Origin of the sequence: Promicromonospora sp. NPDC090134 (assembly GCF_044746965.1) — a bacterium.
Lineage (GTDB): Bacteria > Actinomycetota > Actinomycetes > Actinomycetales > Cellulomonadaceae > Promicromonospora.
In genome coordinates this window covers 259,547-283,608 of record NZ_JBIVCZ010000009.1, presented here as the reverse complement: position 1 = coordinate 283,608, position 24,062 = coordinate 259,547, and the positions used below count along the sequence as shown (strand labels likewise).

Annotated in this window: 27 protein-coding genes and 1 pseudogene; 11 read left to right on the top strand and 17 right to left on the bottom strand. The window is 68.9% G+C overall.

Annotated features, from left to right (window positions below; all coding sequences use genetic code 11):
* Positions 1-22: 22 nt before the first annotated feature.
* The 3 genes from ACIPN7_RS23390 to ACIPN7_RS23380 form a co-directional block, all read right to left on the bottom strand.
* Positions 23-313 (bottom strand): LLM class flavin-dependent oxidoreductase, encoded by a 291-nt coding sequence (locus ACIPN7_RS23390; protein WP_400548098.1) that lies wholly within the window; start codon positions 311-313, stop codon positions 23-25.
* A gap of 19 nt (positions 314-332) precedes the next feature.
* The gene (locus ACIPN7_RS23385) at positions 333-1,184 is read right to left on the bottom strand and encodes a diacylglycerol/lipid kinase family protein (RefSeq protein WP_400547984.1); all 852 of its coding nucleotides are present in this window, start codon (positions 1,182-1,184) and stop codon (positions 333-335) included.
* An 85-nt stretch (positions 1,185-1,269) separates the two neighbouring features.
* Positions 1,270-2,238, bottom strand: coding sequence for a magnesium and cobalt transport protein CorA (locus ACIPN7_RS23380; protein WP_400547981.1), 969 nt, complete (start codon positions 2,236-2,238; stop codon positions 1,270-1,272).
* A 455-nt stretch (positions 2,239-2,693) separates the two neighbouring features.
* Here ACIPN7_RS23380 and ACIPN7_RS23375 point away from each other — a divergent pair, with 455 nt between their 5' ends.
* On the top strand, positions 2,694-3,242 hold the full coding sequence (locus ACIPN7_RS23375; protein WP_400547978.1) for a phosphatase PAP2 family protein: 549 nt from the start codon (positions 2,694-2,696) through the stop codon (positions 3,240-3,242).
* Between the two features lie 1,044 nt (positions 3,243-4,286).
* On the opposite strand, the gene ACIPN7_RS23370 is transcribed toward ACIPN7_RS23375, so the two are convergent.
* Positions 4,287-4,592 (bottom strand): zinc-binding dehydrogenase, encoded by a 306-nt coding sequence (locus ACIPN7_RS23370; RefSeq protein ID WP_400547975.1) that lies wholly within the window; start codon positions 4,590-4,592, stop codon positions 4,287-4,289.
* Positions 4,593-4,919: 327 nt separating this feature from the next.
* Between ACIPN7_RS23370 and ACIPN7_RS23365 the strand changes: the two genes are divergently transcribed.
* Complete coding sequence (locus ACIPN7_RS23365) at positions 4,920-5,900, top strand: aldo/keto reductase (RefSeq protein WP_400547972.1); 981 nt, start codon at positions 4,920-4,922, stop codon at positions 5,898-5,900.
* A gap of 377 nt (positions 5,901-6,277) precedes the next feature.
* On the opposite strand, the gene ACIPN7_RS23360 is transcribed toward ACIPN7_RS23365, so the two are convergent.
* The 9 genes from ACIPN7_RS23360 to ACIPN7_RS23320 form a co-directional block, all read right to left on the bottom strand.
* Positions 6,278-6,790: a hypothetical protein gene (locus ACIPN7_RS23360; protein ID WP_400547970.1), complete on the bottom strand. Its 513-nt coding sequence runs from the start codon at positions 6,788-6,790 to the stop codon at positions 6,278-6,280.
* 28 nt (positions 6,791-6,818) lie between these two features.
* Positions 6,819-7,502, bottom strand: coding sequence for a hypothetical protein (locus ACIPN7_RS23355; protein ID WP_400547967.1), 684 nt, complete (start codon positions 7,500-7,502; stop codon positions 6,819-6,821).
* Positions 7,499-8,722, bottom strand: a complete 1,224-nt coding sequence (locus tag ACIPN7_RS23350) for a low temperature requirement protein A (protein ID WP_400547964.1) — start codon at positions 8,720-8,722, stop codon at positions 7,499-7,501. Before ACIPN7_RS23350 ends, ACIPN7_RS23355 begins: the two co-directional genes overlap by 4 nt.
* Positions 8,723-8,809: 87 nt before the next feature.
* Positions 8,810-9,142 (bottom strand): GNAT family N-acetyltransferase, encoded by a 333-nt coding sequence (locus ACIPN7_RS23345; RefSeq protein WP_400547961.1) that lies wholly within the window; start codon positions 9,140-9,142, stop codon positions 8,810-8,812.
* Between the two features lie 212 nt (positions 9,143-9,354).
* Positions 9,355-9,897 (bottom strand): MoaF-related domain-containing protein, encoded by a 543-nt coding sequence (locus ACIPN7_RS23340; RefSeq protein ID WP_400547959.1) that lies wholly within the window; start codon positions 9,895-9,897, stop codon positions 9,355-9,357.
* A gap of 270 nt (positions 9,898-10,167) precedes the next feature.
* Complete coding sequence (locus tag ACIPN7_RS23335) at positions 10,168-11,097, bottom strand: lysostaphin resistance A-like protein (RefSeq protein ID WP_400547956.1); 930 nt, start codon at positions 11,095-11,097, stop codon at positions 10,168-10,170.
* A 293-nt stretch (positions 11,098-11,390) separates the two neighbouring features.
* Entirely contained in the window at positions 11,391-12,413 is a 1,023-nt protein-coding gene (locus ACIPN7_RS23330) for a lysostaphin resistance A-like protein (RefSeq protein WP_400547953.1), read from the bottom strand.
* Positions 12,358-12,522, bottom strand: coding sequence for a hypothetical protein (locus ACIPN7_RS23325; RefSeq protein ID WP_400547951.1), 165 nt, complete (start codon positions 12,520-12,522; stop codon positions 12,358-12,360). The genes ACIPN7_RS23330 and ACIPN7_RS23325 overlap by 56 nt, the downstream gene beginning before the upstream one ends.
* Complete coding sequence (locus tag ACIPN7_RS23320) at positions 12,519-12,953, bottom strand: hypothetical protein (protein WP_400547948.1); 435 nt, start codon at positions 12,951-12,953, stop codon at positions 12,519-12,521. Before ACIPN7_RS23320 ends, ACIPN7_RS23325 begins: the two co-directional genes overlap by 4 nt.
* Before the next feature lie 104 nt (positions 12,954-13,057).
* Between ACIPN7_RS23320 and ACIPN7_RS23315 the strand changes: the two are divergent.
* Positions 13,058-13,276, top strand: a pseudogene (locus tag ACIPN7_RS23315) (alcohol dehydrogenase catalytic domain-containing protein); the annotation flags it as partial.
* A gap of 46 nt (positions 13,277-13,322) precedes the next feature.
* Positions 13,323-14,078, top strand: coding sequence for a zinc-binding dehydrogenase (locus tag ACIPN7_RS23310; protein WP_400547945.1), 756 nt, complete (start codon positions 13,323-13,325; stop codon positions 14,076-14,078).
* 33 nt (positions 14,079-14,111) lie between these two features.
* Here ACIPN7_RS23310 and ACIPN7_RS23305 read toward each other — a convergent pair whose 3' ends face one another.
* Both ACIPN7_RS23305 and ACIPN7_RS23300 read right to left on the bottom strand, forming a co-directional pair.
* The gene (locus ACIPN7_RS23305; RefSeq protein ID WP_400547942.1) at positions 14,112-15,059 is read right to left on the bottom strand and encodes a GlxA family transcriptional regulator; all 948 of its coding nucleotides are present in this window, start codon (positions 15,057-15,059) and stop codon (positions 14,112-14,114) included.
* A 148-nt stretch (positions 15,060-15,207) separates the two neighbouring features.
* Positions 15,208-16,173 (bottom strand): alpha/beta hydrolase family protein, encoded by a 966-nt coding sequence (locus ACIPN7_RS23300; RefSeq protein ID WP_400547939.1) that lies wholly within the window; start codon positions 16,171-16,173, stop codon positions 15,208-15,210.
* Between the two features lie 114 nt (positions 16,174-16,287).
* On the opposite strand from ACIPN7_RS23300, the gene ACIPN7_RS23295 reads away from it, so the two are divergent.
* The 5 genes from ACIPN7_RS23295 (at position 16,288) to ACIPN7_RS23275 (ending at position 20,190) form a co-directional block, all read left to right on the top strand.
* The gene (locus ACIPN7_RS23295; protein ID WP_400547936.1) at positions 16,288-16,932 is read left to right on the top strand and encodes a TetR/AcrR family transcriptional regulator; all 645 of its coding nucleotides are present in this window, start codon (positions 16,288-16,290) and stop codon (positions 16,930-16,932) included.
* 306 nt (positions 16,933-17,238) lie between these two features.
* Entirely contained in the window at positions 17,239-17,784 is a 546-nt protein-coding gene (locus tag ACIPN7_RS23290) for a hypothetical protein (protein WP_400547933.1), read from the top strand.
* On the top strand, positions 17,781-18,884 hold the full coding sequence (locus tag ACIPN7_RS23285; protein ID WP_400548095.1) for an amidoligase family protein: 1,104 nt from the start codon (positions 17,781-17,783) through the stop codon (positions 18,882-18,884). The genes ACIPN7_RS23290 and ACIPN7_RS23285 overlap by 4 nt, the downstream gene beginning before the upstream one ends.
* Positions 18,881-19,492, top strand: coding sequence for an RNA polymerase sigma factor (locus ACIPN7_RS23280; RefSeq protein ID WP_400547930.1), 612 nt, complete (start codon positions 18,881-18,883; stop codon positions 19,490-19,492). Before ACIPN7_RS23285 ends, ACIPN7_RS23280 begins: the two co-directional genes overlap by 4 nt.
* Entirely contained in the window at positions 19,489-20,190 is a 702-nt protein-coding gene (locus ACIPN7_RS23275) for a hypothetical protein (protein WP_400547927.1), read from the top strand. The genes ACIPN7_RS23280 and ACIPN7_RS23275 overlap by 4 nt, the downstream gene beginning before the upstream one ends.
* A 779-nt stretch (positions 20,191-20,969) precedes the next feature.
* Here the strand turns inward: ACIPN7_RS23275 and ACIPN7_RS23270 are convergent.
* Together ACIPN7_RS23270 and ACIPN7_RS23265 are read right to left on the bottom strand one after the other, a co-directional pair.
* Complete coding sequence (locus ACIPN7_RS23270) at positions 20,970-21,344, bottom strand: hypothetical protein (RefSeq protein WP_400547925.1); 375 nt, start codon at positions 21,342-21,344, stop codon at positions 20,970-20,972.
* 105 nt (positions 21,345-21,449) lie between these two features.
* On the bottom strand, positions 21,450-21,920 hold the full coding sequence (locus ACIPN7_RS23265) for a MarR family winged helix-turn-helix transcriptional regulator (protein ID WP_400547922.1): 471 nt from the start codon (positions 21,918-21,920) through the stop codon (positions 21,450-21,452).
* An 89-nt stretch (positions 21,921-22,009) separates the two neighbouring features.
* Between ACIPN7_RS23265 and ACIPN7_RS23260 the strand changes: the two genes are divergently transcribed.
* Positions 22,010-22,945, top strand: coding sequence for an NADP-dependent oxidoreductase (locus ACIPN7_RS23260; RefSeq protein ID WP_400547919.1), 936 nt, complete (start codon positions 22,010-22,012; stop codon positions 22,943-22,945).
* A gap of 26 nt (positions 22,946-22,971) precedes the next feature.
* Positions 22,972-24,036, top strand: coding sequence for an alkene reductase (locus ACIPN7_RS23255; protein WP_400547916.1), 1,065 nt, complete (start codon positions 22,972-22,974; stop codon positions 24,034-24,036).
* Positions 24,037-24,062: the final 26 nt, after the last annotated feature.

Genomic DNA, 24,062 nt, shown 5'->3' with positions numbered 1-24,062 from the left:
GTATCGGAACGACGGCTCCGCTTCAAGCAGGGGCGACTCGCGCCGCGTACCCCGGAACACCCCCCCGGGACATCGCACCTAGACCCTCGACGACGAGATCGTCGGGCCGGATGCCTGCCCCGATGCCGAGGGTCAGCCGCCCGCCGGAGACCCCGTCTATCCCTGTGACCTCGTTCGCGAACAGGGTCGCCGACCACACCGTGCTGAGCATGATGTTGCTGATCGGGCCGATATGGCTGGTCGCGCCAGTAGCTGCGGACAGAGGCGCCCTGGGGTCAGCCGGCCCTTCCCCCGGTGTACCAGGCCCGCGGATGTGCCCAATGGGGCATCGGTCATGGCGTCAGCCGCCCGGACGGCGACACCCCCGGATGACGTGCGGAGATCCGGACGCGCAGCACCGCAGGGCGGATCAGAAACCTCAGCGGTGGTTGCAGCGTGATCGCCTCGCCGTCGATCCCCGCGTGGACCGGCTCGAGCGCGTCGACGACCACCGAGTCGGCGGTCCACGCTCGGCCGGCCGGCGGACCGGGTCCGTGCGGCTGGTCGAGGACCACGACGCCGAGCTGTCCGCCGGCCAGGGTGTGCCTGGTGCCGGTGACGAGCGGCCGGTTCAGCGCGTAGAGGTTGTTGGACACGAGCAGGACGGCCGGGGACGGGTACGGGCGACCTCGCTCGTCGATGACCTGCAATGCGGAGGCGGCCCCGCTTGGCCCGAGCACGGCCCGTACCGTCTCTGCGAGGGTCCGCAATTTCGCGTCGCGGTACTCGGAGTGCTGAACCGCGTCGCCGTAGATTCCCATCGAGACGTTGTTGAGGAACAGGCGCCCGTTGACCTCGCCCACGTCGATCCGGCGCTCGACCCCGTCGGTGAACGCCTCGAGCGCGCCCACCAGGTCGCGCCGGTCCACACCGAGGTCCAGGGCGAAGTGGTTGCGGGTACCGGCCGGGAGGCACACGAAGGGCAGCCCGTGGGCGATAGCCGCGGTCGCGACCACTGCGAGCGAGCCATCGCCGCCAGCGACGCCGAGGCCGTCGGCGCCGTCGCTCACGGCGTGCTCGACAAGCTCGTCGAGGCTCGCGTCCGGGCCTAAGGTGACGACCTCGATTCCGCGCGCCCTGGCCCGCGCGGCGAGGTCGGCGCGTACCGCCTTTCCTCCCCCGGACGTCGGGTTGATGAAGAGCACGGACCGTCGCAATGGGGCAGCCGACGCCCATCCGTGGCGCAAGGCACTGGGCCGGGGCAGCTTCGGGGCGTTCATAGCAATCCCCTCACAACCAACCGACCCGCCGGAAGTTCCAGTGGAGCGCGCCAACAGCGGCGACCATGACCGCAATCGCGAAGGGATAGCCGAACGGCCAGCCGAGCTCGGGGAACTGGCGGAAGTTCATGCCGTAGATCCCGGCGATGATCGTGGGAACGGCCGCGATCGCTGCCCACGCCGAGACTTTCTGCATGATCACGTTCTGCCGGACGCTGACGCGCGCCAGGTTGGCGCTGAGCAGACCGTCGAGGCGGCCCGAGAGCAGCTCCACCTCCTCGGACAGACGGCGAGCGTGGTCGCCCGCCTCCCGGAGGACGGTTCGCACGCCGTCCGGGGACATCACCGGCTCGCCACGCCCGAGGCCGTCGAACACGGCGAGCATGGGATGGACCACCCGACCGAGCCGGTCCACCTGGCGGTGGTGCAGGTAGATGGCCTCGCTCTGGTCATGATCCTGCTGGAAGACGGCCTGCTCGATCTGCTCGGCGCGGTCGATGAGGAGGTCGACCACGCGCTCCCCGGCGTCGACCACCGTGTCGAGCACGGCCCACAGGGCGGCCATCGGGCCGAGCGCCGTGACCAGCGGGTGCCCGTCTATGCGCCGGCGGATCCCGCCGAAGACGTCGCCGGCCGTGCGGCTGAGCACGAGCGCGTAGCGCGCTCCGACGAAGACGTTGAGCTCGCTGACGTCGAGCTGTCCCGTGGCCTCGTCGTAGAGGACCGTCTTCACGACGGCGAACAGGCAGTCGCCGTACGCCTTCAGCTTCGAGCGCTGGTGCGCCTCCAGCGCATCTTCGACGGCGAGCGCAGGGAGCCCGAAGTACTTACCGAGCTCGTCGAGCTCCTCGCGAGCGGGCTGGCTGACCGCCAGCCATACGAATCCCTGCCCTCGGCGGGCCAGCCGAGCGGCATCGGCGACGCCCAGTGCCTCTGCGTCGCGAGCGCCTGCCTGGTACCGCGCGGAGTCGACGATCACGGCCGATCCACACTCAGCACCCGCAACCGCCCAGTGGCCTGCTCCTTCGCAGGTTCGACACGCCTGCTCATCCGCTCGCCTCCGAGGACGCCGCCAAGAAGCCCGCCCCCTAGGGATGGTGATGGAGGCTACGGAATGCAGTTTAGTCCCCGCTGATGTCGAGGAGCCAGGGCGCCACCGGGACGAGCGCGCCACTTGTCCCGGCGCAGATCCAGTGGCATCGTCGGATCGTCGGCGGCGCTCAGTTACGAGGAGACGACGATGGGTCTGACCAGCACAAGCTGCTTCCAGGGGCTTGTTGACCTCGATGACGAGCGCTCGGACGCGGTCCGATGATGCCTGCTGTCGGTGCCGACGAACCTGCGCCCCCCTCGGCAGCGGCGCCGCTTCCTGCCGGGCCGCCGGCGGAGCGTCTCGCCGCGAGTCTTCAGGAGCACGACACGGCGCCACCGGCGGTGCTCGACGACCTGGCGCGGCTCGACCTGACGACATACCTTGCTATCGCTGGCACCGCGACGCCTACGCTCGACGAGCCGCTCCGCCGCCTGTCCAACATTGCGGACCACTCCAAGCTATGGATCGGGATCGCTGCGCTCATCGCGGTGCTGGGCGGGCCGGCTGGTCGTCGCACGGCTGTCACGGCGCTGACGGCGGTGGCGGTCAACTCCCTGGTCGTCAACGTCGTGCTCAAGCTGCTCGGTCGACGCGCCCGGCCGGACCGGGCGGCAGCGCGTGTGTCGGCAACCCGCCAGGTCCCGATGCCGACGTCGCCCTCCTTCCCCTCGGGGCACGCGGCGTCGGCGTTCGCCTTCGTGGCCGCGGTGGCGCGGACGATGCCCGGCGTGGCCGGTTACGTGCGGGCGCTGGCGTACCTCGTTGGCTACTCCCGCGTCCACACCGGCGTCCACTACCCCGGTGATGTGGTCGTCGGGGGCTTTATCGGTACGGCGATCGGCGAGTCCGTCGCCTATGCCGCCGGCCGCCGCCCCCACGGGAGGCGGTAGCGTCGACGGGTGTTTCCGCTGTGGCGCACGGTGCCGGCGGTCAGTGGACCAGCCTCTCGAGCAGCAGCGGCCCGACCCTGAGCGCTCCCTCGACCACAGCGAAACGGGCCCGCTCGAAGAACCGTCCCGCCGGTGCGGCGACCCGCGACGAACCCCCAGCCGACGATCGCTGCGATCGCTGCGACCATCGCGAGCGCCGCGCCGATCTCGCGCATCCACACGCGACGAGGAACGATCCGTAAACGGCTGCGCTGAACTGGGCGACTGATGGTGCCGCACCTCGACGGTATGGGGGACCGGTTGTCGGGGGTGTGGGATTCCGCCGCTGAGAGGCTCTGATGATGGTGCCGGTCGTGGTGGCGTCAAGGCCGGGTGGCCTGCGGCCAGCCTTGACGCCGCCGCGTGCGGCACTGGATCGCGCGGAAGGTGGCGGAATCGCCTGGTCGCGCGGTTCCTCCCGTGAGTGGGGGGTGGGCGAAGCTGGGCTCCGGCGTCGGCGAACTTGCCTGAGCGGCCATATGACCTCTCACCTGGTGCAACGTCGTTCTGAGTGTTGCGTTCTTGCCTGCCTGGATCTCGGGCGACCTCGACAACACATCGGCCGCGCAGACGTGGATCGAGTTGCCCCCCGACGGCCTATTGGTACGCAGTTGGCGGGACGCTCTAGAGCGATTCGTGGCCTCATCAGCGCGAATAGTGCCGTCCCATTTGGCATGTTGTAAACCCTGCGATTCCCGCACATATCTGCGTGGAGTCGCTCTCTGGGACCCACTCGCCGCTGTCCTTCTCATCCCGCGCGAACCTTCGGTTTGAGCCGGATTTCCTTGGTGGGCGGGGCACTGCTGGTGCGGTCCGGGTGGCAGAGCGTGTCGTCAGTCAATCGGTTGCTCGGCCCATGTGATCTGGTCCGAGGCCCGACCGGTCTGGACGAAGTCGGCGGCTATTTCGCGTGCTTGGGCAGGCGTGAGCCTCGTGTGCCCGGGCTCTGCGGAAAAGACGCCGCCGGGACGCTCGTAGCGCATATCTGAGCCGTCGGTCAGCATCTCACTGGCGGCGTAGTGCGCGACGCCGTCTTCGTAGGCGAGGACACGGGAACGGGTGGGGTGTCCGAGCAGGAACTGACACCGCCGGTAGCTCCAACGCTCGCGCGGCCATGTCTTCCTCGTCGGTGACGATGACGTGGTCGGCGTCTGCTCGCTCAAGCAGTCCGCGTCTCGCAGCGCGACGTGTGGTGGCGATGACTCTGCCCGCGCCCAGGATGTGCGCGATCTGGATTCCGAGCAGCCCGACTCCGGAGGTCGCGGCCGTGATCAGCACGACGTCGCCCTGGCGCACATGTGCACGACGCATCGCGCCGTACTCGGTGAGTCGCTGGCCAGCGGCAACTGGAGCCGGTGCCGAGAGTGACGTCGCCCCGCCGGCAGCCGGCGAAGTCGGGCGGGCCGACCTGGTCGGGTGTGAGCCTGGTCCGTCTGGTGGTCAGGACCTTACGGATGTCGTTCCGGATGCCCATGGCCTCGACGCTAAGCGACCGACCCATCGGTAGGGAGTCACTATCAGTGACCCCATAGACAGGGTCTCCCTCCGCGGTCGCGCGTGACATTGACTGGACGCATCCACACAACGTCACCGGGTTCTCGGGCGCGGTGAACCGAAGAGGGAAGCAAGGAAACTCTGATGAAGAACGCAGACCTGGGTGGCCTGAAGGTCTCCCGCATCGGCCTCGGTGCTATGACGATGGCCGGCACCTACACCTCCGAAGGCGCCCTGGACAACGGCGAGTCGATCCGCACGATCCACCGCGCGCTCGACCTCGGGGTCACCCACATCGACACCGCGGAAATCTACGGACCGTTTCTCAGCGAGGAGATCGTCGGTGAGGCCATCACGGGCCGCCGCGACGACGTCGTCATCGCCACGAAGTTCGGACTCGTCTCCCACTCCGGCGGTGGTCCCGGCGTCACCGACAGCAGCCCCGCGAACGTGAAGGCAGCGGTCGAGGGCTCCCTCAAGCGGCTCGGCACCGACCACATCGACCTGTATTACCAGCACCGCGTCGACCCGAACACGCCGATCGAGGAGACCGCGCAGGCCGTTGCCGACCTGATCGCCCAGGGCAAGGTACTCCACTTCGGCCTGTCCGAGGCATCCGCGGAGACCATCCGTCGCGCCCACGCGGTGCAGCCGGTCACGGCGCTGCAGACCGAGTATTCGCTGTGGACGAGAGACGTGGAGGCGGAGATCCTGCCGCTCCTGCGCGAGCTCGGCATCGGCCTCGTCCCATACTCTCCGCTCGGCCACGGGCTGCTGACCGGCCAGATCCGTACCGTCGACGACTTCGCCGACGACGACTGGCGCAAGACCAACCCCAGGTTCACCGGCGAGAACTTCCAGCGCAACCTCGCGCTCGTCGACGAGGTCCAGGCCATCGGCGCCCAGATCGGCGCGACCCCAGCCCAGACCGCCCTCGCGTGGCTACTGACTCGGGGCGAGGACATCGCTCCGATTCCCGGTACTCGTCGCGTCACCCGCGTGGAGGAGAACACCGCCGCGGACGCCGTCGTCCTCACCGCGGCACAGCTCGACCGGTTGAACTCGCTGGAGCCCGCCGCGGGGGCGCGCCATGACGAGGCCAACATGGCCAGCATCGACCGCTGATTCATCGACACCGGAACCCATTGTGGTGGGCGAGCCGGGGTAGTGCTGTCAGATCCGACAGGTGGTAAACCCTGCAATTCCGGCACATTGACGTCCGCGTGCGGATGGCAAGCCACGCCAGGCAGACGGTGTCACCAGGCTGTGCAGCAGTCCCAGGAGTGCAGACCCGACGCCGCTACCCCGAGGGCCTTGGGTGATTGCCCTCCGGTCACGATGGGCGGCAGGCTGCGGTGACGACCTCGCGCCACAGTTCTGGGTGGGTGTGCCAGAAGTCGTGCGGGACGTCGGGAACCGTCTCGAAACGACCGTTGGGGACGAGCTCGCCCAGCCGTGTTCGTTCGATAAGTGGCGGGGCTCGAAGAGCGTGCCCTGTGGGTTCAGATGCCGGCGCCGCTGTCGAGCAGCCAGTGGTATCGCATCCGCATAGCGCGTTCGGTGGCGCCTACGGCAGCGCCGAAGCCGAGCGCGACGTTGAGCCACAGCGGCAGATGCACGGGAGACTCGAACGTGCCGATCGTGTCCGCGATGGGCGGAATCTCGGAGAGCGGCTCGGCGATCTGCAAGAGGTTCAGGCCGATGCCGACGAGCAGCAAGACGATAGAGACCGCGCCGATGAGCCTGCTCGCTGCAGGATGCTCGCGCGCGAAGCGCATGCGGCGCCCCTCTGCAGACCTAGGGTCTGGCTCAAGTCGATACTCCGTGCCGTCGTCGGCAACGAAGTGCGCTCGACGCATCCCCACCTCGCTCGTGCGTACGTCGATGCGCCCGCCTGGAACAGGGAAGAGCGCCGGCACTTTCGATTCGGCCAGGTGCCTGCCGTCGCGGTAGAGACTTGCCAACACCTCCCACGTCTCAGGATCGCCGCCGTGCTTGACCTCGATCGTGTACACCGACGCCTCGTCTCCAGGCGTCGCCGGGTCAGCGGGCAGGGTGATCGACAGCACCGACCGCCGTGTCATCTGCCACCAACGGAACGGTTCCAGCTGCCGCCCGTCGCCCGGCCTCACGCGCTTGACGAGACGGCGGTCGTTCCAGCGTGCGGTCATGGCTCCGGTCTCCTTCATGCTTCTGCCGCGGCGACTCACCGAGGCGCCTTCCCCGTACCTGCGCTCCCGTGTTTCGTTCGTGTCCCGTGACGATCTGGCGTGCGCGGCGCAGCACGTCGAGCTGCGTCCGGTAGTAGAGCGCTTCGAGGGCGTGCTCGAAAGTGCTCCGAGCCGCGGCGATCTGATGCGGTGTGGTCGTCTTGGGCACGAGCTTGACCGTCCGGTCGGCGCCCGGCCTCCTGACGATCGGCGCGAGCCGCTCGGCGAGGGCCTGACGCGTGGTGTCGTCGGCGTCCTCGGGAAGGTCACGGAATGCTTCGTCGAGCTCCGGGTTGGGATCCGACTCGAGGATCTGCCGCACCGCGTCCATCGACTCCTCCGAGTAGATCTTGGCGCAGATGGTCAGGAGCGCACGATCGTTGTCGCGCAGGGGTGCGGCGACCGCGCTGAAGCCAGCCGGCACGTCCGTTGACGCGCAGGGCTGGGACAGCACGGCCAGCTCCGGAGAAACAACGCCTGCTTGCAGGTCGGCTCGGTTGTCCTGGGAGGGCGTCACGAGCGCGCCGGACCACGGCGCCACGTGCGTGCCGCATCTGGCGGCGGTGCGGCCGGTGAGCTCACGGGTGGGTGCAGGACCAGGACGACGATCACGAGCACGAGGATCACGGCGGTCAGGGTGACGGGGACGGGGATCAACGGGTCGCACAGGACCAGGACCGCGGCGAGTGGGACGACGGTGTTGACGAGCGGGTCGGCGTGGTCCCGGATCGCGACCCACCAGATGCCCGCGAGGAAGATCGCGATGGGTATGGTCACGGTGTAGGAGGCGGCCAGGTCGCTGAGCTCGCTGTGCCCGGTCAGGGCGTCGATCTGGACCTCGATACCCGCGGAGAGCGCGCCGGCGGCGGCGAACACGAAGTAGTGGACGTAGCCGTAGCGCAGCGTCCCGCCGAAGCTGGTGATCGACAGGTGGTGGGGCGGCCAGAAGTAGATCCACCACAGGGCGGCGGTCACGATGAACGCGAGTGCGGCGATCGAGATGAGCGGTGCGAGGGCGTCGGTGTCGTGGACGGCCTCGATGATCGCGTTGGCAGAGCCGAGCAGGCTCTCGCCGAGCAGGATGAGCGTGAACAGGCCGTAGCGCTCGGTGATGTGATGGGGATGCCACGGCGTGGTGCCCTGTCTTTGGGCGATGATCGGGATGGCGATCTCGGCGACGATGAGCAGGACCAGCGTGATCGTGCCCGGTACGTCGGGCAGCGTGAGCTGCACGAGCCAGAGGGCCTGGACCGTCGCGATACCGACGGCGTAGACGTGGGCGGTGCGGCGGACGGACGGGTGCGAGCGTGCAGCGCGTAGCCACTGGGCGACCATCGCCAGGCGCATGACCACGTAGCTGACGACCGGCAGGGTGTAGTCCGCGTCGGTGAAGGCGGGCTCGATGCCCGTGGCGAGTACGAGCACGCCGGCCATCTGGGCGATCGTCAGCAACCGGTAGAGCCAGTCGTCGGTGTCGAAGGACGTGGCGAACCAGGTGAAGTTCATCCAGGCCCACCAGATCCCGAAGAACACCAGGGAGTAGGTGAGCAGGCCGTCGAGCACGTGCCCCTCGGTCAGGGCGTGGTGGAGCTGGACGGAGGCGATGCTGACCGCGACGACGAAGACGAGGTCGAAGAACAGCTCGAGGATGCTTGCCGACCGGCCCGGTTCGTGGGAGTCGCGCGGTGCCATCGGCACGAGGCGGAACCTGCTTGCCGGGGGCGGGGGTCTGGTCATCGTCGCGGTCCTTCGTGTCGCAAGTTCGGGAGGTGTCGTGGCGGGCGGCCTGGTGTGTTCTTGTGCCCGGTTCAGGTGGTGCGTGGCTCAGCGCAGGGCGCGGAGGTGCTCACGGCGCACGGGGTCGGTGGCGTCGTCGAAGTCGTGGTGCGTGGAGAGCCACTTCTTCACGTAGGGGCAGACGGCCACGATGCGGTGTCCCGCCTGGATGCTGGTGCTCAGTGCGGTGCGGGTGAGGATGGCGGCCAGACCTCGGCCCTTGAACTCGTCGAAGACCACCGTGTGGTGGAAGATGCGCTGCGTCTCGCCGACGGTCTTGTACACGGAAAAGCCGGCGTGGGTGTCCTCGACGAAGACGTCGAAGCGGCTCTCGTCGGGGTTGTCGCGGACGGTCACCTCGTGCTGGTCCTGATCGTTCATCGCTGTGTCCTCTCGGAGGGAGACGTGATCTGTGCGGGTTCACGCCACGGGGTGCCCGCTGGCCGTGGACCCGGTCGGGACGAGGTCCTGTACGACGTCCCAGTGCTCGACGATGCGACCGTTCTCCAGGCGGAAGATGTCGACGATCACCACCGGGCCGGGCGCCCACCCGTGGACGATGCTGTGGGTGAAGACCAGATCATCCTGGGCCGCTATGCGCTGTAGATCCCAGGAGGATCCCCGCAGGCCGGGCGCGGCGGGACGCAACGTCTCCCGGCCATCGGGCAGCTCAGGGCAATGCTGTGCATACGGCTCTGCCCATAGCGGCCCACCGCGGCGAGGTCTCTCTCGGCGAAGAGCTCCCGCATCGCGGTGAGCACGATCTCGGTGGTGCGCTCGGTCTGGCCACTTCCGATGGCGCAGCGGTCGGCGGCGGGAACGTCGGTCAACTCCGTGATAGTTCCGACGAAGTTGTACAGGGTGCCGTCGACGGTGACGTTGGCGTACACCGTCGCGTTCGCGAGATCCACCACGTGGGTCACAGTCGTGCCGCACGCCTCGGTCCACGAGTTCAGGTAGCCGTCGTCGCGGATCTTCTTCAGATCGAGGGCGACGGTCTCGGCATGGCCGTTCGGTGTGAGCCCGCCGCCCTCCTCCACGACGAAGCTGCCCTGCGACGATGAGCTGAAAGTGAATTTCACCCTGAGCCACCCCATGTCGAACCGGTAGGTCTTGCCGTCCATCGGCACGGTCATGACGATCCTTCCTCTCGATACCGGCAGCGCCGGTACCGAGTTGCTTGCTCACGTCAGAGTGGATCTTCGCGCAGCCCTGTCAGGTTCGGTTCCGCGCTGAGCAGGACGGCGTCCGGATCGGTGGCCCGTGGCGCGAACCGACCACGGGCCAACGAACCGGCGGCTCGTCCGCTATGCCTTGTGTCCCCGTGTGAGCGATGCCGGCCGTGCCACTCCGGCATGGGCATGCGCTGGGCATCCAGGTGCCCGCGGGGTTCCACAAGTGTCCCGTCAGTTGTGTTCGGGCGCGGAGCGCCTGACGGACTCGCCCCCGTTCCGAGCCGAGCTCGAACGCTTGGCGCGCTCCACGAGCCAGACCATGACGACGACCAGGACGTTCATCACCATGAGGATGATGAGGGAGGCGCCCGGCCCGGATCCGACGCCACGGTCGATCACCGACGAGCCGCCGCCTGCGAAGAGGCCGTTGACGATCCCGGCGACGACGTTGTTGGAGACGTGGAAGGCCATCGCGGCTTCCAGCCCGCCGCTGATCAGACCCATGATCGCCGTGCACGCGGAGAAGACGAACAGATAGCTGACCAGCCACGGGTCCAGGGACACGTGAACCGCTGCGAAGAGCGCCCCAGAGACAACGATGCCGAACACCATGGCAAGCCGGACGCTGCGGAACCAGGAGCCGGCGGCGGGGATCACCGCTCCTCGAAAGGCAATTTCCTCACCTGCGGACTGCAGAGGAGTGAAGAGAAGAGTGGCGACGAGAGTGGCGATGGTGGTCGCTCCGATCTCGAACGCCCCCCGTCCGGTAGACCCCGGCGCGACGAGTGTTGTCACGATGCCGGCGAGACCGACCAGGACCGCGGATCCAAGGAGATAGACCCCGACGCGTCGCCGGTCGAAGGTACGGGTGTGCCGGAACACCGCACGCCACGGCACCTTCGCCATCCTCGCGACCAGCACCGTCGCGAGCAACGCGGTGATGGCGGTGCTCAGGCCCGTCGCGACGATCGTGAGCGGTGTGAGTGCAGGCTTGTTCGGATCTGCCGGCCCTTCGATCAGGACGACCGGTTGGAACACGATGATCTGGACCAGGAGCAGTATCACCGGTACCGCGATCAGGACGACCAGGGACTTCCAGCGCGACATCCGGAAGTGCACACCGAACGGCCGGTCGGGCAATGTCCCAGGCAGCGCGACCACTGCATCACCGGCGCGAACGGGACGTGCGTAGCCCTGGTCTGCGGGCCCCGTCACTGTCCGGCTCCCGACGAGAGCGACCGCTTGTCGCCGCCTGTGACGGCCTCTGGTGTGCGCACGATGAACAACCTTTCTTGAGGACGGGTCGAGTGATCCGCTCGTGAGTAGACAATCTGCCGTGGGGGCAAACACAAACGTTCGACGGTGTACCCCTGGACACCCCGAACGGCCCGGAGGCTGCGGCGAGGCCTGAGCGCCTCGTGTGGCGCTCCCGGTACGACGAGTTCCAAGAACTGCTAGACCATCGAGGTCTGCGCAGGAGCCTCTGCCGACGTCGGCATCAGGACCGTCCCCGTGTGTCGCGTACGGATCGCCACGACGATGACGGCGCCGATGATGAGCGGAACAGGGATGAGGGCGGTCAGGTCGATCGCGCCGGCGGAGCGGTCGGTAGCCACGCTCGGGTCGATCTGGAGCGCGGCGTCGATGACGAACTGCGTGGTGTTGTACACCGCATGGAGCACGACGGCGATCTCGAGCCCGCCGGTACGCCAGGTGATCCACGCGGTGCCGACGGCGAAGACGATGTACCAGAGGTTCAGCAGCCCGCTCGTGGAGACGTGGACCAGGGCGAAGAGCACGCTCGAGATGATGATGGCGAGCACGAGTCCGAGGCGAGCACTGCGCGTCCAGCTGCCCACCACGCGCAGGATGAGACCGCGGAAGCCGTATTCCTCGCCGGCGGCCTGGAACGGCGTCAGGGCGAGTGCCGTGGCGGTGAGAAGGAGCGTGTCGTCCCATGTCCAGGTCGTCTGCGGCAACGGCGTCTGGTAGTACACGATCTGGAACAGGACGGTCACCGGAAGGAGGATCACGAGGGCGCGGCCGAAGATGTCGAAGCGGAAGTGCGACAGCACCGACGAAAGCGACCCGCCCCGCACGCCGTAGAGCCAGCGCTGGATCAGCATGCTCCACGGGATCAGCAGTGCCACGGAGAACGCACCGACAGCGTTGACGAGCGGGGTGTACCCCGGCCTGGCCTCCGTGCCGATTGCCGTGTCAATGAGGGTGGCGATGATCGCGAGCACAAGAATGAAGAACTGCATGCCTCCGATAAGGAGGGCAATTGCGAGGATGCCTCGTCCGATACGGCGTTTGTCGCTCACGAGCCCGCGGTGGTACTCCACCGGCGTGATGGGGTGTTCCATCATGTTCTCTCTCTGTTCTTCATGGGTAGACGCGAGGTCGGTATGGCGTAAGTCGTCAGACGCCGACGCCGACGCCGTCGAGGAGCCAGTTGCCTCTGAGGTGGAACACACGCTCTGAGACCAGTTCCGCTAAGCGTTGTGCGCTCGTTCCACACATTCCAGAGGTGGCACTGCCAATTTTCGCGAGGATAGTGACACGCCCGATCACGGTGTTGTTCATGATGGATCTCCTTGCCAGGCTGTGCCGGAGGCCGTGCGGTCACGCCGGCCGGGACCTGCTCCAGGCACGACGAACCGGCGTCGACGGAGTGGGCCGGAGCCCTTCCCGTGGCGTGGCACGACGCTATGGCGGGCATCCGGCAGACGTCCAAGACTTGTCCCGACGCCGGACGATAAAAACTGTCTATCGATCAGGCGCGTGCTCAGGAGCGCGGAGACGGCCTCACGGCGCAGCAGTTCGCTACCCACGCCGTCGACGGGCGGCGGGGCCAGAGCGAGGCCGATATCCAGCTCGCCGGTGCAGATGCGCTCAGGTATCTCGGCGCTGAAGACCTCCTGAGCGTCGATCGTGCCGTCGGCGTGCTCTTCCTGGAGCGCCTCGAGCAGCACCGTGAGGGTGCCGAAGTTCGCGACCGGGATGGGGCGTGTCACTTTCCTCGCGGATAGTGGCAGAGCCGCCTCTGGCGTCCGTGGATCGTGCGCGCGACCCTGAACGAGAACTGCTCATCCGCGCGCGTAGCGGACTCAGGACAACGATGAGGAACATCTCCATGACTGATCTGATGAAGGCCGTTGTGCTCACCCGATTCGGAGGGGTCGATGCCTTCGAGCTGCGCGATGTCTCCGTGCCGGAGGTCGGACCCCGCCAGGTGCGGGTGCGCATCCGTGCGACTGCCGTCAACCCGCTCGACATTCAGATCCGTCGCGGGGACTACGCGGACCATGTGCCGCTCCCGGCGGTCATCGGGCACGACATCTCCGGCGTGATCGAGGAGGTCGGCTCCCACGTGACAGAGTTCCGTGCAGGCGAAGGTCTACTACACCCCCAGGATCTTCGGCGGTCCCGGCTCCTACGCCGAGCAGCACGTCGCCGACGTCGACCTCGTCGGCCACAAGCCGCAGAACATCAGTCACCTGGAGGCGGCGAGCCTGACTCTCGTCGGCGGGACGGTCTGGGAGGCCCTGGTGACGCGAGCTCAGCTCACCGTGGGGGAGACGATCCTCGTCCATGGGGGCGCGGGAGGTGTCGGCACGATCGCGATCCAGGTCGCGAAGGCGATGGGCGCGCGGGTGATCACGACCGCCAGAGCCAGCGAGCACGAGTTCGTGCGCTCTCTCGGAGCGGACGCGGTGATCGACTACACCTCGACGGACTACGTGGGTGCGGTGGCCGAGCTGACGCGAGGCAAGGGGGTCGATGTCGTCCTGGACACGATCGGTGGCGACACGCTCACCAGGAGCCCACTGACGCTCGCTGATGCCGGACGCGTCGTGAGCATCGTCGACCTCGCGCAGCCGCAGAACCTCATCGAGGCGTGGGGCAGGAACGCCGTCTATCACTTCGTCTTCACGCGACAGAACCGTGGAAAGCTGGACGCGCTCACCACGCTGGTCGAGCGTGGTCTCGTGAAGCCGGTCATCGGTGCGACTCTTCCGCTCGCCCGCATCGGCGAGGCTCACGAGCTCCTGGAGAACAGGCGGTCGTACGCACTGCACGGCAAGGTCGCGATCGATGTGGCGGGCGAGACGGTCGCGCTTCCCCCTCGGATCTCGTAGCAGAACGAGCAGCCTGGGCGCCGATCGCGGTGGTCAGCTCCGCCCGGCGAAGGTGGCGCGGTACTCCGAGGGGGACACGTCCAGGAGCCGGCGGAAGTGCAGCCGGAGGTTCGATCCAGTTCCCAGGCCGACCTGGTCCGCGATGCGGTCGATCGACAGCTTGGTGCTCTCCAGGAGCTCGCGCGCGGTGTCGACCCGCGCCCGGAGGATCCACTGCATCGGCGTGTTGCCGGTCTCTTCGGCGAAGCGGCGCAGGAACGTGCGGGGCGAAAGGCGTGCGTGTGCGGCGAGCTCGGCGACCGTGAGCTGCTGGTCGAGCCGCGCCATGGCCCATTCGCGCGTCGCGGCGAGGGTCTCGCCATGGACCGCCGGGCTGGTCTTCGGCAGGTACTGGGCCTGGCCCCCGTTCCGGTAGGGCGCGGTGACGAGTCCTCGTGCGATCTCTGTCGCCTGGCTCACGCCGAGGTCGCGCCGGACGATGTGCAGGCACAGGTCGAGTCCGGCGGCGGCACCCGCTGAGGTGAGGATGGATCCCTCGTCGACGAAGAGCACGTTCGGCTCGACCGTGATCTGCGGGTGCTGCTCCGCGAGCTTCTCCGCGGCGTCCCAGTGCGTCGTCGCGCGCAAGCCGTCGAGCAGGCCGGCATCCGCGAGGGCGAACGCGCCGTAGCAGATCGACGCGATGCGCGCCCCGCGGGACGCGGCGGTCTGAAGCGCTTCATGCACCTCCACCGGTATCGGCCGACCGGCCGGGACGTACCCCGGGACGATGATCGTGTCCGCGTCGGCCAGTGCCTCCAGGCCCCGCGGGACCGTGAAGCCGAAGTCTCCGTGGGTTGTCACCGTTCCGGCGGTGATGCCGCAGGCTGATACCTCGTAGGGGAACCCGGACTCCGGATGGAACACCTCCGCCGGGATGCCGACGTCCAGCGGGCGCGCCCCGTCGAGCACGAGGACCACCACCTGGTGCGCTCGCTGCATCACCCGACTCCGATCTGGTCGGTGCCTGCCGACCGTGTCATCATGCTCGCACGTCTGTGCATTACTGACATCCGTGCGCATCCGCCCGGGGGGCGGTGCCACAGCGCGGCAGGGATGCAGAACGCGCCGTAGGACCGAGCGTCCCGGGCTACTTGCTGTCGATGCGACCGACTGTCGCACCGGTCTCGGCCAGTGCTGCGGTGGCCTTCGCCCATCCGGTATCGGCCGGGTCCAGCGCGCTGCGCAGGTAGGCGGTGGTCAGTCGCTGCAGGACCGCGACGCGTTCCGGGTTCTCGTCGGTGGTCTCGGCGGCTTCCCAATTCGGGATGCCACCCAGGGAGTGCTCGGCGCCGAACAGGGTCAGCAGGTCGGTGGCACCCGGGCTGTGGACATAGGCGTCCGTGAACCAGTCCGGGCCGCGGCTGGACATCTTCGACTGGTCGTGGTCGCCGACAACCACGAGCGTGGGTGTGGTCAGCTCGGTGAAGGACGGGTTCATGAACGGGAAGTGCTCCTTGGCGAACGAGTGCAGATCTTCGCCGCCGATCCCGGCCGCCGCCAGCAGCACGCCGGCCTGCACACGCCGGTCCGCGTAGTCCTGGCCGGACTTGCCCGTGCTGTCGAGAACGCGGGCGCCGAGCAGCATCTGCACGGTCTGGGCGCCCCAGGAGTGTCCGGCCGCGACGACCCGGTCCCGATCGACCCGCCCGGCAAGCCCGGGCACCGCACGTTCGATCGTCTCGAGCTGGTCCATGGTCCGTACGAGGTCGGCGCGCCGCTCGGTCCAGACCTGGCCGAACCCGGGGTGGTCGAACGCGATGCCGTCGCGGCGGGAGTCCAGGTGCGTCGGCTGGACGACGACGAACCCGCGAGACGCCCAGAAGCTTGTCAGGGGTGCGTAGCCGTCGAGCGACCAGCCGTTGCCGTGCGAGAACAGGAGCACCGGGAGGTGCTGCCCGGTCACGGGGGCGGAGACGCGCACGTCGAGGGAAAGCGCTCGGCCGGGCGCGTCGAGACGCACGGGGGCGACGGAGACGACGGGGTCACCGGGGCCAACGACTGCGTCGAGGGTATGGACGACCGGGATGTCGGTCGTTGCGGGAGTACCGCTCATGGGAGATCACTCGTCCTTTGCGTTCGGGGACTCCGCCGGGCACAATCGAAGCGGAGCGCCGCTCCGGAACGATACGGAGCAGCGCTCCGCTTTGCAAGCCCGACGAAGGTGCTCATGACGACTCCCGGTCCTGCCGGCTCGACACCCCGCGCGAAGCGCGTTGATGCCAGGCGCAACGAACTGACCCTGCTGGAGGCGGCCGCAGCCGTCTTCGTGACGGACGGCGTGGACGCGCCGGTGCGGCTGATCGCCGAACGCGCGGGAGTGGGCATGGGGACGATCTACCGGCACTTCCCCACGCGTCCCGCACTGGTGGCGGCGGTGTACCAGCACCAGGTGGAGGCGCTGGCCGAAGCAGGCCCTGCACTCCTGCGCGAGTCCGGCGACCCCGGGGCCGCCCTACAGCGATGGGCGGCCGGCTTCGTCCAGTTCCTCGTGACCAAGCACGGGCTCGCCGGCGCTCTCGGGTCCGACACGGAGGGCGTGAACACCCTGCACCAGTACTTCGTCGACCGGCTCGTCCCGGTCTGCGACGCCCTGCTCGACGCCGCGCTCGAACCAGAGGCCTCTGAGCGAGTGTCGGGGTACATGCTCATGCGCGGCATCGGCAACCTCTGCATCGGCGGCGACAACGACACCCACTACGACGCCGCCCGCCTGGCCAGCCTCCTGGTGACCGGGGTGCTCACCGGGGCGCAGGACGACTCGGACACCATCGCTCCGGAAGTTGCCCCCGACCTCCCGCGCGACAAGGAGTGACCCGAACACGGATCACGGATGTTGCGTCCGCGTCGTGCAGTTCCCCCACGTGATTAGCCTCGACGTGCGTCGTCGCCGGGACTCCGACGAGCATCGATCGTGGTGACCTCGCAAGCGGTGGTGATGGCCGCCAGGTTGAGGCTGGCCGGCACGTGCCGGCGGTCGACGAAGACGGTGCAGGCCCAGCTGCGTCGTTCCGGGGCTGCGACATGGGGCGATCTCGAAAGTGGTGGCTGTCCGGACTCCACATCTCGGCGGTGAGCGGCGTCTTAAGGGGGCAAGCACATCCGACTCCTGGAGATCCACGTGACCAGCATCCCCAGCACTCTCCGCTCCAAGTCCTTCCGCCTCACCGCCATCGGTGTCGCGGCCACCACCCTGTGCGTCGGCAGCGCCGGCTTCGTCGCCGCGGCCAACCCGGCCTCGGCCTTCGGCCAGGCGGTCGGCACCGCAGTGCACGCCGCCGGCGTCGACTGGACCCACATGCCCGAGGGCTACACCCAGGCGCAGTACGAGGCGTTCTGGGCGGCCGAGTACAGCGGCGAGGACCTGATCGAGCTGCGGGCACTCTGGTCGCTCGACGAGACCGAGGCCAAGTCGCGCGCCGGTCAGGCGATCCTCGACGGCGAGCAGCTCCCGTTCGCGCCCGGCACCTTCACGACCCCGAAGCTGCCCGCGGACCAGCAGGCGGCGACCGCCGCGTTCCTCGACGCCGGGTACACCTCCGAGGATGTCGACGAGCTGAGCGCCCTGTGGGACACCGAGTTCGTGGAGACCAAGGCCCGTGCCGGCCAGATGGTGCTCGACGGCGAGGAGCTGCCCCTGGACGCCGCCACGACGTCCGGTAGCTGACCCTTGGCCCGGCACCGCCGACGACTCGCCAGGAGGCGACCATCAACACCCTCACGCTGCGTATCGGCTTCGAGGTGGAGCTGCTCGCGCCCGCCGGTTCAGACCGGCAGGTGCTCGCGGACGCTCTCGCGAGCCGTCGCGGGGGCCGGGTGCGCCGGTCCTTCCATACCGACAGCGAGCCGTCGGCGGTGCCGGGCGTGGGCGTGTTCCGGCACCTGTCGCCCGCGTTCGACGTGGTCGACGGCGCCGGCGCCCACGTCGTGCGGCTTGTGGACGACATCACCCTCGTGTCCGACCTGGCCGGCACGTCGACCAGGCCGGGGCACCGCGGGTGGTACCGGGTGGTGTGCGACGAGCCCCGCCTGCTGCGTCTGATCGAGCGGTCCACGGATCCGGACGCCACCCTGCTCGACGTGCTGGTGCCGGTCGCCGAGCTGTTCGGTACCCGCGTGGAGGCGAAGGGCGGAGCGGCGCGGGTGAACGACGCCGCGGGTTCCACCGTCGCCGTCGCCATGCCGCTGCCGGCCGGGCGCGAGCGGCCCTGCGAGATCGTCACCCCGCCGATCGCCGAGAACCACGGCGAGGTGCTCGACGAGCTGCTGGGCACCGCGCGGGGCCTCGGCTTCACCGTGCCCGCCGAGGCCGCCGTCCACCTGCACCTGGACGGTGGACCCTTCCGGCGCCCCGCGGCGTTCGCCAACCTGGTCCGCCTGTTCGGGTACTGGCGCGAGCCGCTATGGGAGGTGCTTGGCACCAACGAGGCGTGCCGCCGTCTGGCGCCGCTGCCCGCGGAGCTGCTCCGGCTCGTGGAGCGGGGTGACCAGTCTTGGGGCGAGCTGTCCGCGGCCGCACGCGGGATCGGCCTGACCAAGTACGCCGATGTGAACCTGACCCAGCTCGTCGCCCCGCACCCGGTCCGGGACACGGTCGAGGTCCGGATCCTGCCCGGGGCGCTGGAGGCCTCCGACGTCGTGGAACGGGCCGCGCTCGTGGAGCACCTGGTGCGCAGATGCCTCGACGACGCGCCGGTCCGCCGGCCCGGCGGAGCGGCGGCCCTCGATCCGGCGGCCGCCCTGCTCGAGCTGGCGATCGGCCGATGAGCGTCCGGTTGTCGGCGACCGGCCCGGAGGGCACACGAGCGGCGGAGGCCGTGCCGCCCGCGCCGGAGACGCCGCCGTCCGCACTGGAGACCGAGCGCCCGGGCAGGGTGGGGACGCTCGACGAGCTGGTCCGCACGCACCTTCCCGGCCTGATCCGCTACGCGACGGTGCTCGTCGGGGACCAGCACACCGCCGCGGACCTGGTCCAGGAGGTGCTGCTGCGGGCCCACCAGCGGTGGCACCGGATCACCCTGACCGAGCGGCCCGACCTGTACCTGCGGCGCATGGTCACCAACGAGCACCTGTCGTGGCGCCGGCGCTGGCACGTGCGCACGATCCGGCCCACCGCCGACGACGCACTGGTCGACCACGCCGGCACCGTGGGCGACCACGCGCAGAACCACGCGGAGGAGGACGCCATGTGGCGTCGCCTCGAGCAGCTGCCCCCACGGCAGCGCACCGTGCTCGTGCTGCGGTACTACGAGGGCCTGGCCGACGCCGAGATCGCGACGGTGATCGGCACCTCGCCGGCCACCGTCCGCTCCCACGCCGCACGCGCTCTGGCCACGCTGCGGCACACTGACCCGACCTTCATGGAGACGCGATGACCCAGGACCGTCCCGCCGGTACGCCGGTGCCCGGACCCCGGCCGGGGGGCGACGACTGGCACGACGACCTCACCGAGCGCGTCGCGGCCGCCCTGCGTTCCCGCGAGCCCGACGACGCCGACACCGCGGCCGTCGCGCTGCGGATCGCCGAGCGGATCGTGGCGGCCGACGCCCGGAGCGGCGTCGTCACCCCGTTCGCCCGGCGCGCCGGCACCATGGCCGTCACCGGCGTGGTCGCGTCGGCCCTGGGCATGGTCGGTGCGGGCGCCGCTGCCGCGGCCAACCCGTACACGGACTTCGCCGCCGCAGTCGACGGCGTCGCGCACGCGGTCGGCGTCGACTGGTCCTCGATGCCCGACGGCTTCACACGCGAGCAGCACGACGCGTTCTGGGGCGCCGGGTTCAGTGCGGAGGACCAGATGGAGCTGGCGGAGCTCTGGTCAGTCGACACCATCGAGGTGAAGGCCCGCGCCGGCCAGATGGTCCTGGACGGCGAACGGCTCCCGTTCAAGCCGGGTACGCACACCACGCCGCAGCCGTCGGCGGAGGAGATCGCGGCGAGCCAGGCCTTCATCGACTCCGGCCACACGTCCGAGGACCTCGCTGCGTTGCGCGCCCTGTGGAACGTCGACGAGACGGAGGCCAAGGTACGTGCCGGGGAGATCTTGCTCCTCGGCAAGCGTCTCCCGCTGCCCTGACCTCGCGCCCCACCCGCACTTCAATCCCAGCACAGCCCTGCAACGTCCCAGTGAGACAAGGAACGAGACCTGCACAGCAGGTAAAGAGCATCCGTGGCGGGCGCCGTGGTGCTGAGCGCGACCATTGCCCTGGGAGGGTTACGTCGCGGCGAGCGCGGCATCTCGCCCGGGGGATGGGTCGGCGGATGACCCGACGTCGGCCCACGGCGCCCGGGGCCGCGAGACCGCCTCACCGGCCCGGACCGTCACCCTCCTTACCGGCGACCGGGTGGGTCGTGTCCACGTCCTCGGACGGGCGTCGTACGGCGACGGTCCAGCACGGACCGGGCCGCGAGCACATGGTCGTCCGGCAGCACGCGGTTGATGACGCCCTCTACGTCATACCGGCCGACGTCGCGCCACTCGTGCCGGACGTGCTGGATCGCGACCTGTTCGATGTCGTGAAGCTGGCCGACATCCAGGACGACGACGCGCACTGGACCGACGTCCCGGTGATCCTGGCCAGTGCCGGGGCGCGTCCGCACCGGCGCGGTCCACGGAGCCGGCGACACCGGGGACCCAGCCGGACTGGGGTGTGCTCGGAGTCCGAGTACCCAGGCCAGCAGGTCAGGAACGGGAAACAATGGGCTAGAGCCGGGCAACGACGTCCTTCGGCCAGCCCTGGGCTACAAGTTCGTTGGCGGCGTCGCGGACTTGAGCCCCGGTGGCCTCTACTCGATCGGTCAGAGGCGGTCACGATGAGAGGGAAGGCGCTCAGGAGGCGACAGCGTCTCTGCAGGTCACGCAACTCTTCCGAGCATGAATGGGCGTGACGATACCTGCCAAGTCCCCCTCCGGACACGACTATCCGAACGGCTCGCCGTGGATAGGAGCGGGCTCACTGTGTAGTGGGCCCGCTTTTCTGTTGCGTTGTAATGAATGCGCAGGTCAAGGGCGTTGTAGAGGTCGCGCCGCTCCTCGTCGGTGGTGTGGGCGAGCGCCTGGACTGCTCCGCCGATCACGTTGAGCGCGGCGATGATGCCGGCGACGTCGACCTTGGGTCTGGGCGCGACGATCGTTGCGAGGCGCATCTTGATCTGTGCGAGCTCGGTCTCCTTGGCGGCCAGCGCGGTGGCGATCGCATCAGAGGCCATGCCCTTGACGATGAAGCTCACGAGATTGCCGATCTCGACCTGAGTGCGCCGGAGCTTCTCCTGCAGAGTGCGCAGCTCGCTCGACGGTCCGACACGCCGCTGATCCGTGCTGACGAGTCAGCCGGATCAGCGGCGTGCGGACCGGGGTGGGCGGGCCCGCATGTGGTGACGGACCTGGTCCAGGAGCCGTGTGAGCTCGGCACGGTCCTCAGCCGTCAGTGGGTCAAGGAGGACGTCATGGACGACGGCCATATGCCCAGGAAGCACACGAGCCAGGACTTCACGCCCTGCGTCGCTGAGGGCAAGGACTGTGCTCCGCTCGTCCTCGGGCGCGGGTGCCCGGGTGAGCAGACCTGCCTTCTCCAGTTGCTGCGCCTGATAGGTGAGGCCGCTGCGGCTGTGCACGAGCCGATCGGCCAGCGTCGTCATCGTCTGCGTCCCGTCGCCGGACTCTCCCAGGATCGCGAGGATCTGGAACTGGACGAAACTCAGTCCTGCCTCTTCGCGCAACTGCAACTCGACGCCGTGTTGGACGAGCGATCCGACCTCCATCAGGGCGAAGTAGGCACCGAACTCGGCCAGGTCGGGTGACGGCATGGCCCCATCGTAGACGCGGTCCTTCGAGTTCGGAATAGATTCCTCGTTGGTCAGTGTTACGAATTCGAAACACCAACCGAGGAGGAACCATGAAGGCAGTCCGATTCACCCAGTACGGCGCCCCGAGCGTCCTTGAGCTCACCGAGGTGCCGGTCCCGGTGCCGGCCCCCGGCGAAGCTCTCGTCCGCGTCGCAGGCACCTCGTTCAACCAGGTCGACGCGACCATCCGGTCCGGCTTCCTGCGTGACCAGTTCCCGCTCGTACTCCCACACATCCCGGGAATCGACCTCAGCGGCACCGTGACTGCGGTGGGCGACGGCGTCGAGTCAGAACTGCTCGGCCAGCGTGTTCTCGCCTTCCTGCCGATGAACGCCGACGGCGCATCGGCGGAGTACGTCGTGGCACCGGCCGCCCTGCTGGCCGCTGCTCCCCAGACGGTCGACCTGGCCGACGCGGCAGCTCTGCCCACCGCCGGGCTCACCGCGTGGCAGGCGATCGTGGAGCACGCCGCGGTCCAGCCCGGGCAGCGGGTGCTGGTCAACGGCGGCGGTGGCGGAGTCGGTGGCATCGCGATCGCACTCGCGAAGCACCTGGGCGCGCATGTCATCGCGACCGCTAGCCCGCGCAGCCTGGACGCGGTCCGCGCAGCCGGCGCCGACGAGATCGTCGACTACACCCGGACGCCGGTCATCGATTCCCTCGCTGACAGGGTCGCCGTCGTGATCAATCTCGTCCGCAACTCTCCCGCGGACCTTGCGGCGCTCCGCGACCGGATCCACGACGGCGGTGTGCTCGTCTCCACGACGTCACCGGCCGAGCCCGACACCGCCCGCGGCGTGCGCGCCGGCAACGTGTTCGTGCGCAGCGACTCCGATCAGCTCGAGGACCTGGTGTCTCTCCTGGAGGAAGGCGTGCTGCACCTCGATGTGAGCGAGCGCCACGACCTCGCGGACCTGCAGAAGGTCCACGCGGCCGGCGAGCAGGGCCGGCTGCGCGGCCGGGCCGTCATCCGGATCGCGAACTGACCATCACCAGGACAACGAGGAACATCATGACTGACCAGGCCCTGTGGACGCCGACCAAGCTCGGCAGCATCCACCTCCCCCACCGACTCGCCATGGCGCCGATGACGCGGAGCAGGGCGGCCGGCGACGGCACCATCACCGACCTCACGGCGCAGTACTACGGCCAGCGCTCCACCTTCTCACTGCTGATCACCGAGGGCACCCAGCCGTCGGGCGACGGCCAGGGCTACCTTGCCACCCCGGGCATCTACGAGTCCGCACACGTAGAAGCCTGGCGTTCCGCAGCCGACGCCGCTCATGCCGGCGGAGCAGCGTTCGTCATCCAGCTGATGCACGTCGGTCGCGTCGCGCACCCGTCGAACACCCCTCACGGTCGGCGCCCGGTCGCGCCGTCGACCGTCGCGGCCGACGCGATGATGTTCACCGCCGACGGGCCTCAGCCGATGGCCGATCCAGTTCCTCTCGACGACGCCGGGCTCGAACAGACCCTCGAGGACTTCCGGCGGGCAGCGGCGCTCGCCATCGAAGCGGGCGCCGACGGCGTCGAGATCCACGGCGCGAACGGCTACCTGCTGCACCAGTTCCTCAGTGCCAACGCCAACCTGCGCGACGACCGCTACGGCGGCTCGATCGTCGGCCGGGCGCGCTTCCCCCTTGAGGTCGCGGCAGCGGTCGCCGACGAGATCGGCGCCGACCGCACCGGCTTCCGCATCTCGCCCGCCAACCGGCTCAACGACATCAAGGAGGTCGATACCCACGCCTTGTACGACCATCTGGCTCGCGGCCTCGCCGAGATCGACCTCGCATACCTACACCTGGTCCACATCGGGGACGAGCCCCTGCTGCGCCGACTCCGCGCCATCTGGCCTGACCGCCTCGTCGTGAACCGGGCCGGCGCGGATCTTGACGCCAGGATCGCCGACCTCGACAACGGGCTGGCCGACGTCGTCGCGGTCGGAGCGCTCGCACTCGCGAATCCGGACCTCCCGGCACGCATCCAGGCCTCCGCGCCGCTGAACTCGCCCGACCCGGCGACCTTCTACGGCGGAGACCACCGCGGCTACACCGACTACCCCGCACTGGCCGTCTGACCGGGAAGCCGCGCGAGTACTGAAAG

What these genes read in the sequence shown, in the direction of transcription:
- ACIPN7_RS23265 (WP_400547922.1), bottom strand. Translation starts at nt 21,920, where the DNA reads ATGCCGTCACCCGACCTGGCCGAGTTCGGTGCCTACTTCGCCCTGATG.
- ACIPN7_RS23300 (WP_400547939.1), bottom strand. Translation starts at nt 16,173, where the DNA reads ATGAGCGGTACTCCCGCAACGACCGACATCCCGGTCGTCCATACCCTC.
- ACIPN7_RS23255 (WP_400547916.1), top strand. Translation starts at nt 22,972, where the DNA reads ATGACTGACCAGGCCCTGTGGACGCCGACCAAGCTCGGCAGCATCCAC.
- ACIPN7_RS23280 (WP_400547930.1), top strand. Translation starts at nt 18,881, where the DNA reads ATGAGCGTCCGGTTGTCGGCGACCGGCCCGGAGGGCACACGAGCGGCG.
- ACIPN7_RS23275 (WP_400547927.1), top strand. Translation starts at nt 19,489, where the DNA reads ATGACCCAGGACCGTCCCGCCGGTACGCCGGTGCCCGGACCCCGGCCG.
- ACIPN7_RS23260 (WP_400547919.1), top strand. Translation starts at nt 22,010, where the DNA reads ATGAAGGCAGTCCGATTCACCCAGTACGGCGCCCCGAGCGTCCTTGAG.
- ACIPN7_RS23350 (WP_400547964.1), bottom strand. Translation starts at nt 8,722, where the DNA reads ATGACCAGACCCCCGCCCCCGGCAAGCAGGTTCCGCCTCGTGCCGATG.
- ACIPN7_RS23325 (WP_400547951.1), bottom strand. Translation starts at nt 12,522, where the DNA reads ATGAACAACACCGTGATCGGGCGTGTCACTATCCTCGCGAAAATTGGC.
- ACIPN7_RS23345 (WP_400547961.1), bottom strand. Translation starts at nt 9,142, where the DNA reads ATGAACGATCAGGACCAGCACGAGGTGACCGTCCGCGACAACCCCGAC.
- ACIPN7_RS23340 (WP_400547959.1), bottom strand. Translation starts at nt 9,897, where the DNA reads ATGACCGTGCCGATGGACGGCAAGACCTACCGGTTCGACATGGGGTGG.
- ACIPN7_RS23305 (WP_400547942.1), bottom strand. Translation starts at nt 15,059, where the DNA reads ATGCAGCGAGCGCACCAGGTGGTGGTCCTCGTGCTCGACGGGGCGCGC.
- ACIPN7_RS23295 (WP_400547936.1), top strand. Translation starts at nt 16,288, where the DNA reads ATGACGACTCCCGGTCCTGCCGGCTCGACACCCCGCGCGAAGCGCGTT.
- ACIPN7_RS23370 (WP_400547975.1), bottom strand. Translation starts at nt 4,592, where the DNA reads ATGCGTCGTGCACATGTGCGCCAGGGCGACGTCGTGCTGATCACGGCC.
- ACIPN7_RS23365 (WP_400547972.1), top strand. Translation starts at nt 4,920, where the DNA reads ATGAAGAACGCAGACCTGGGTGGCCTGAAGGTCTCCCGCATCGGCCTC.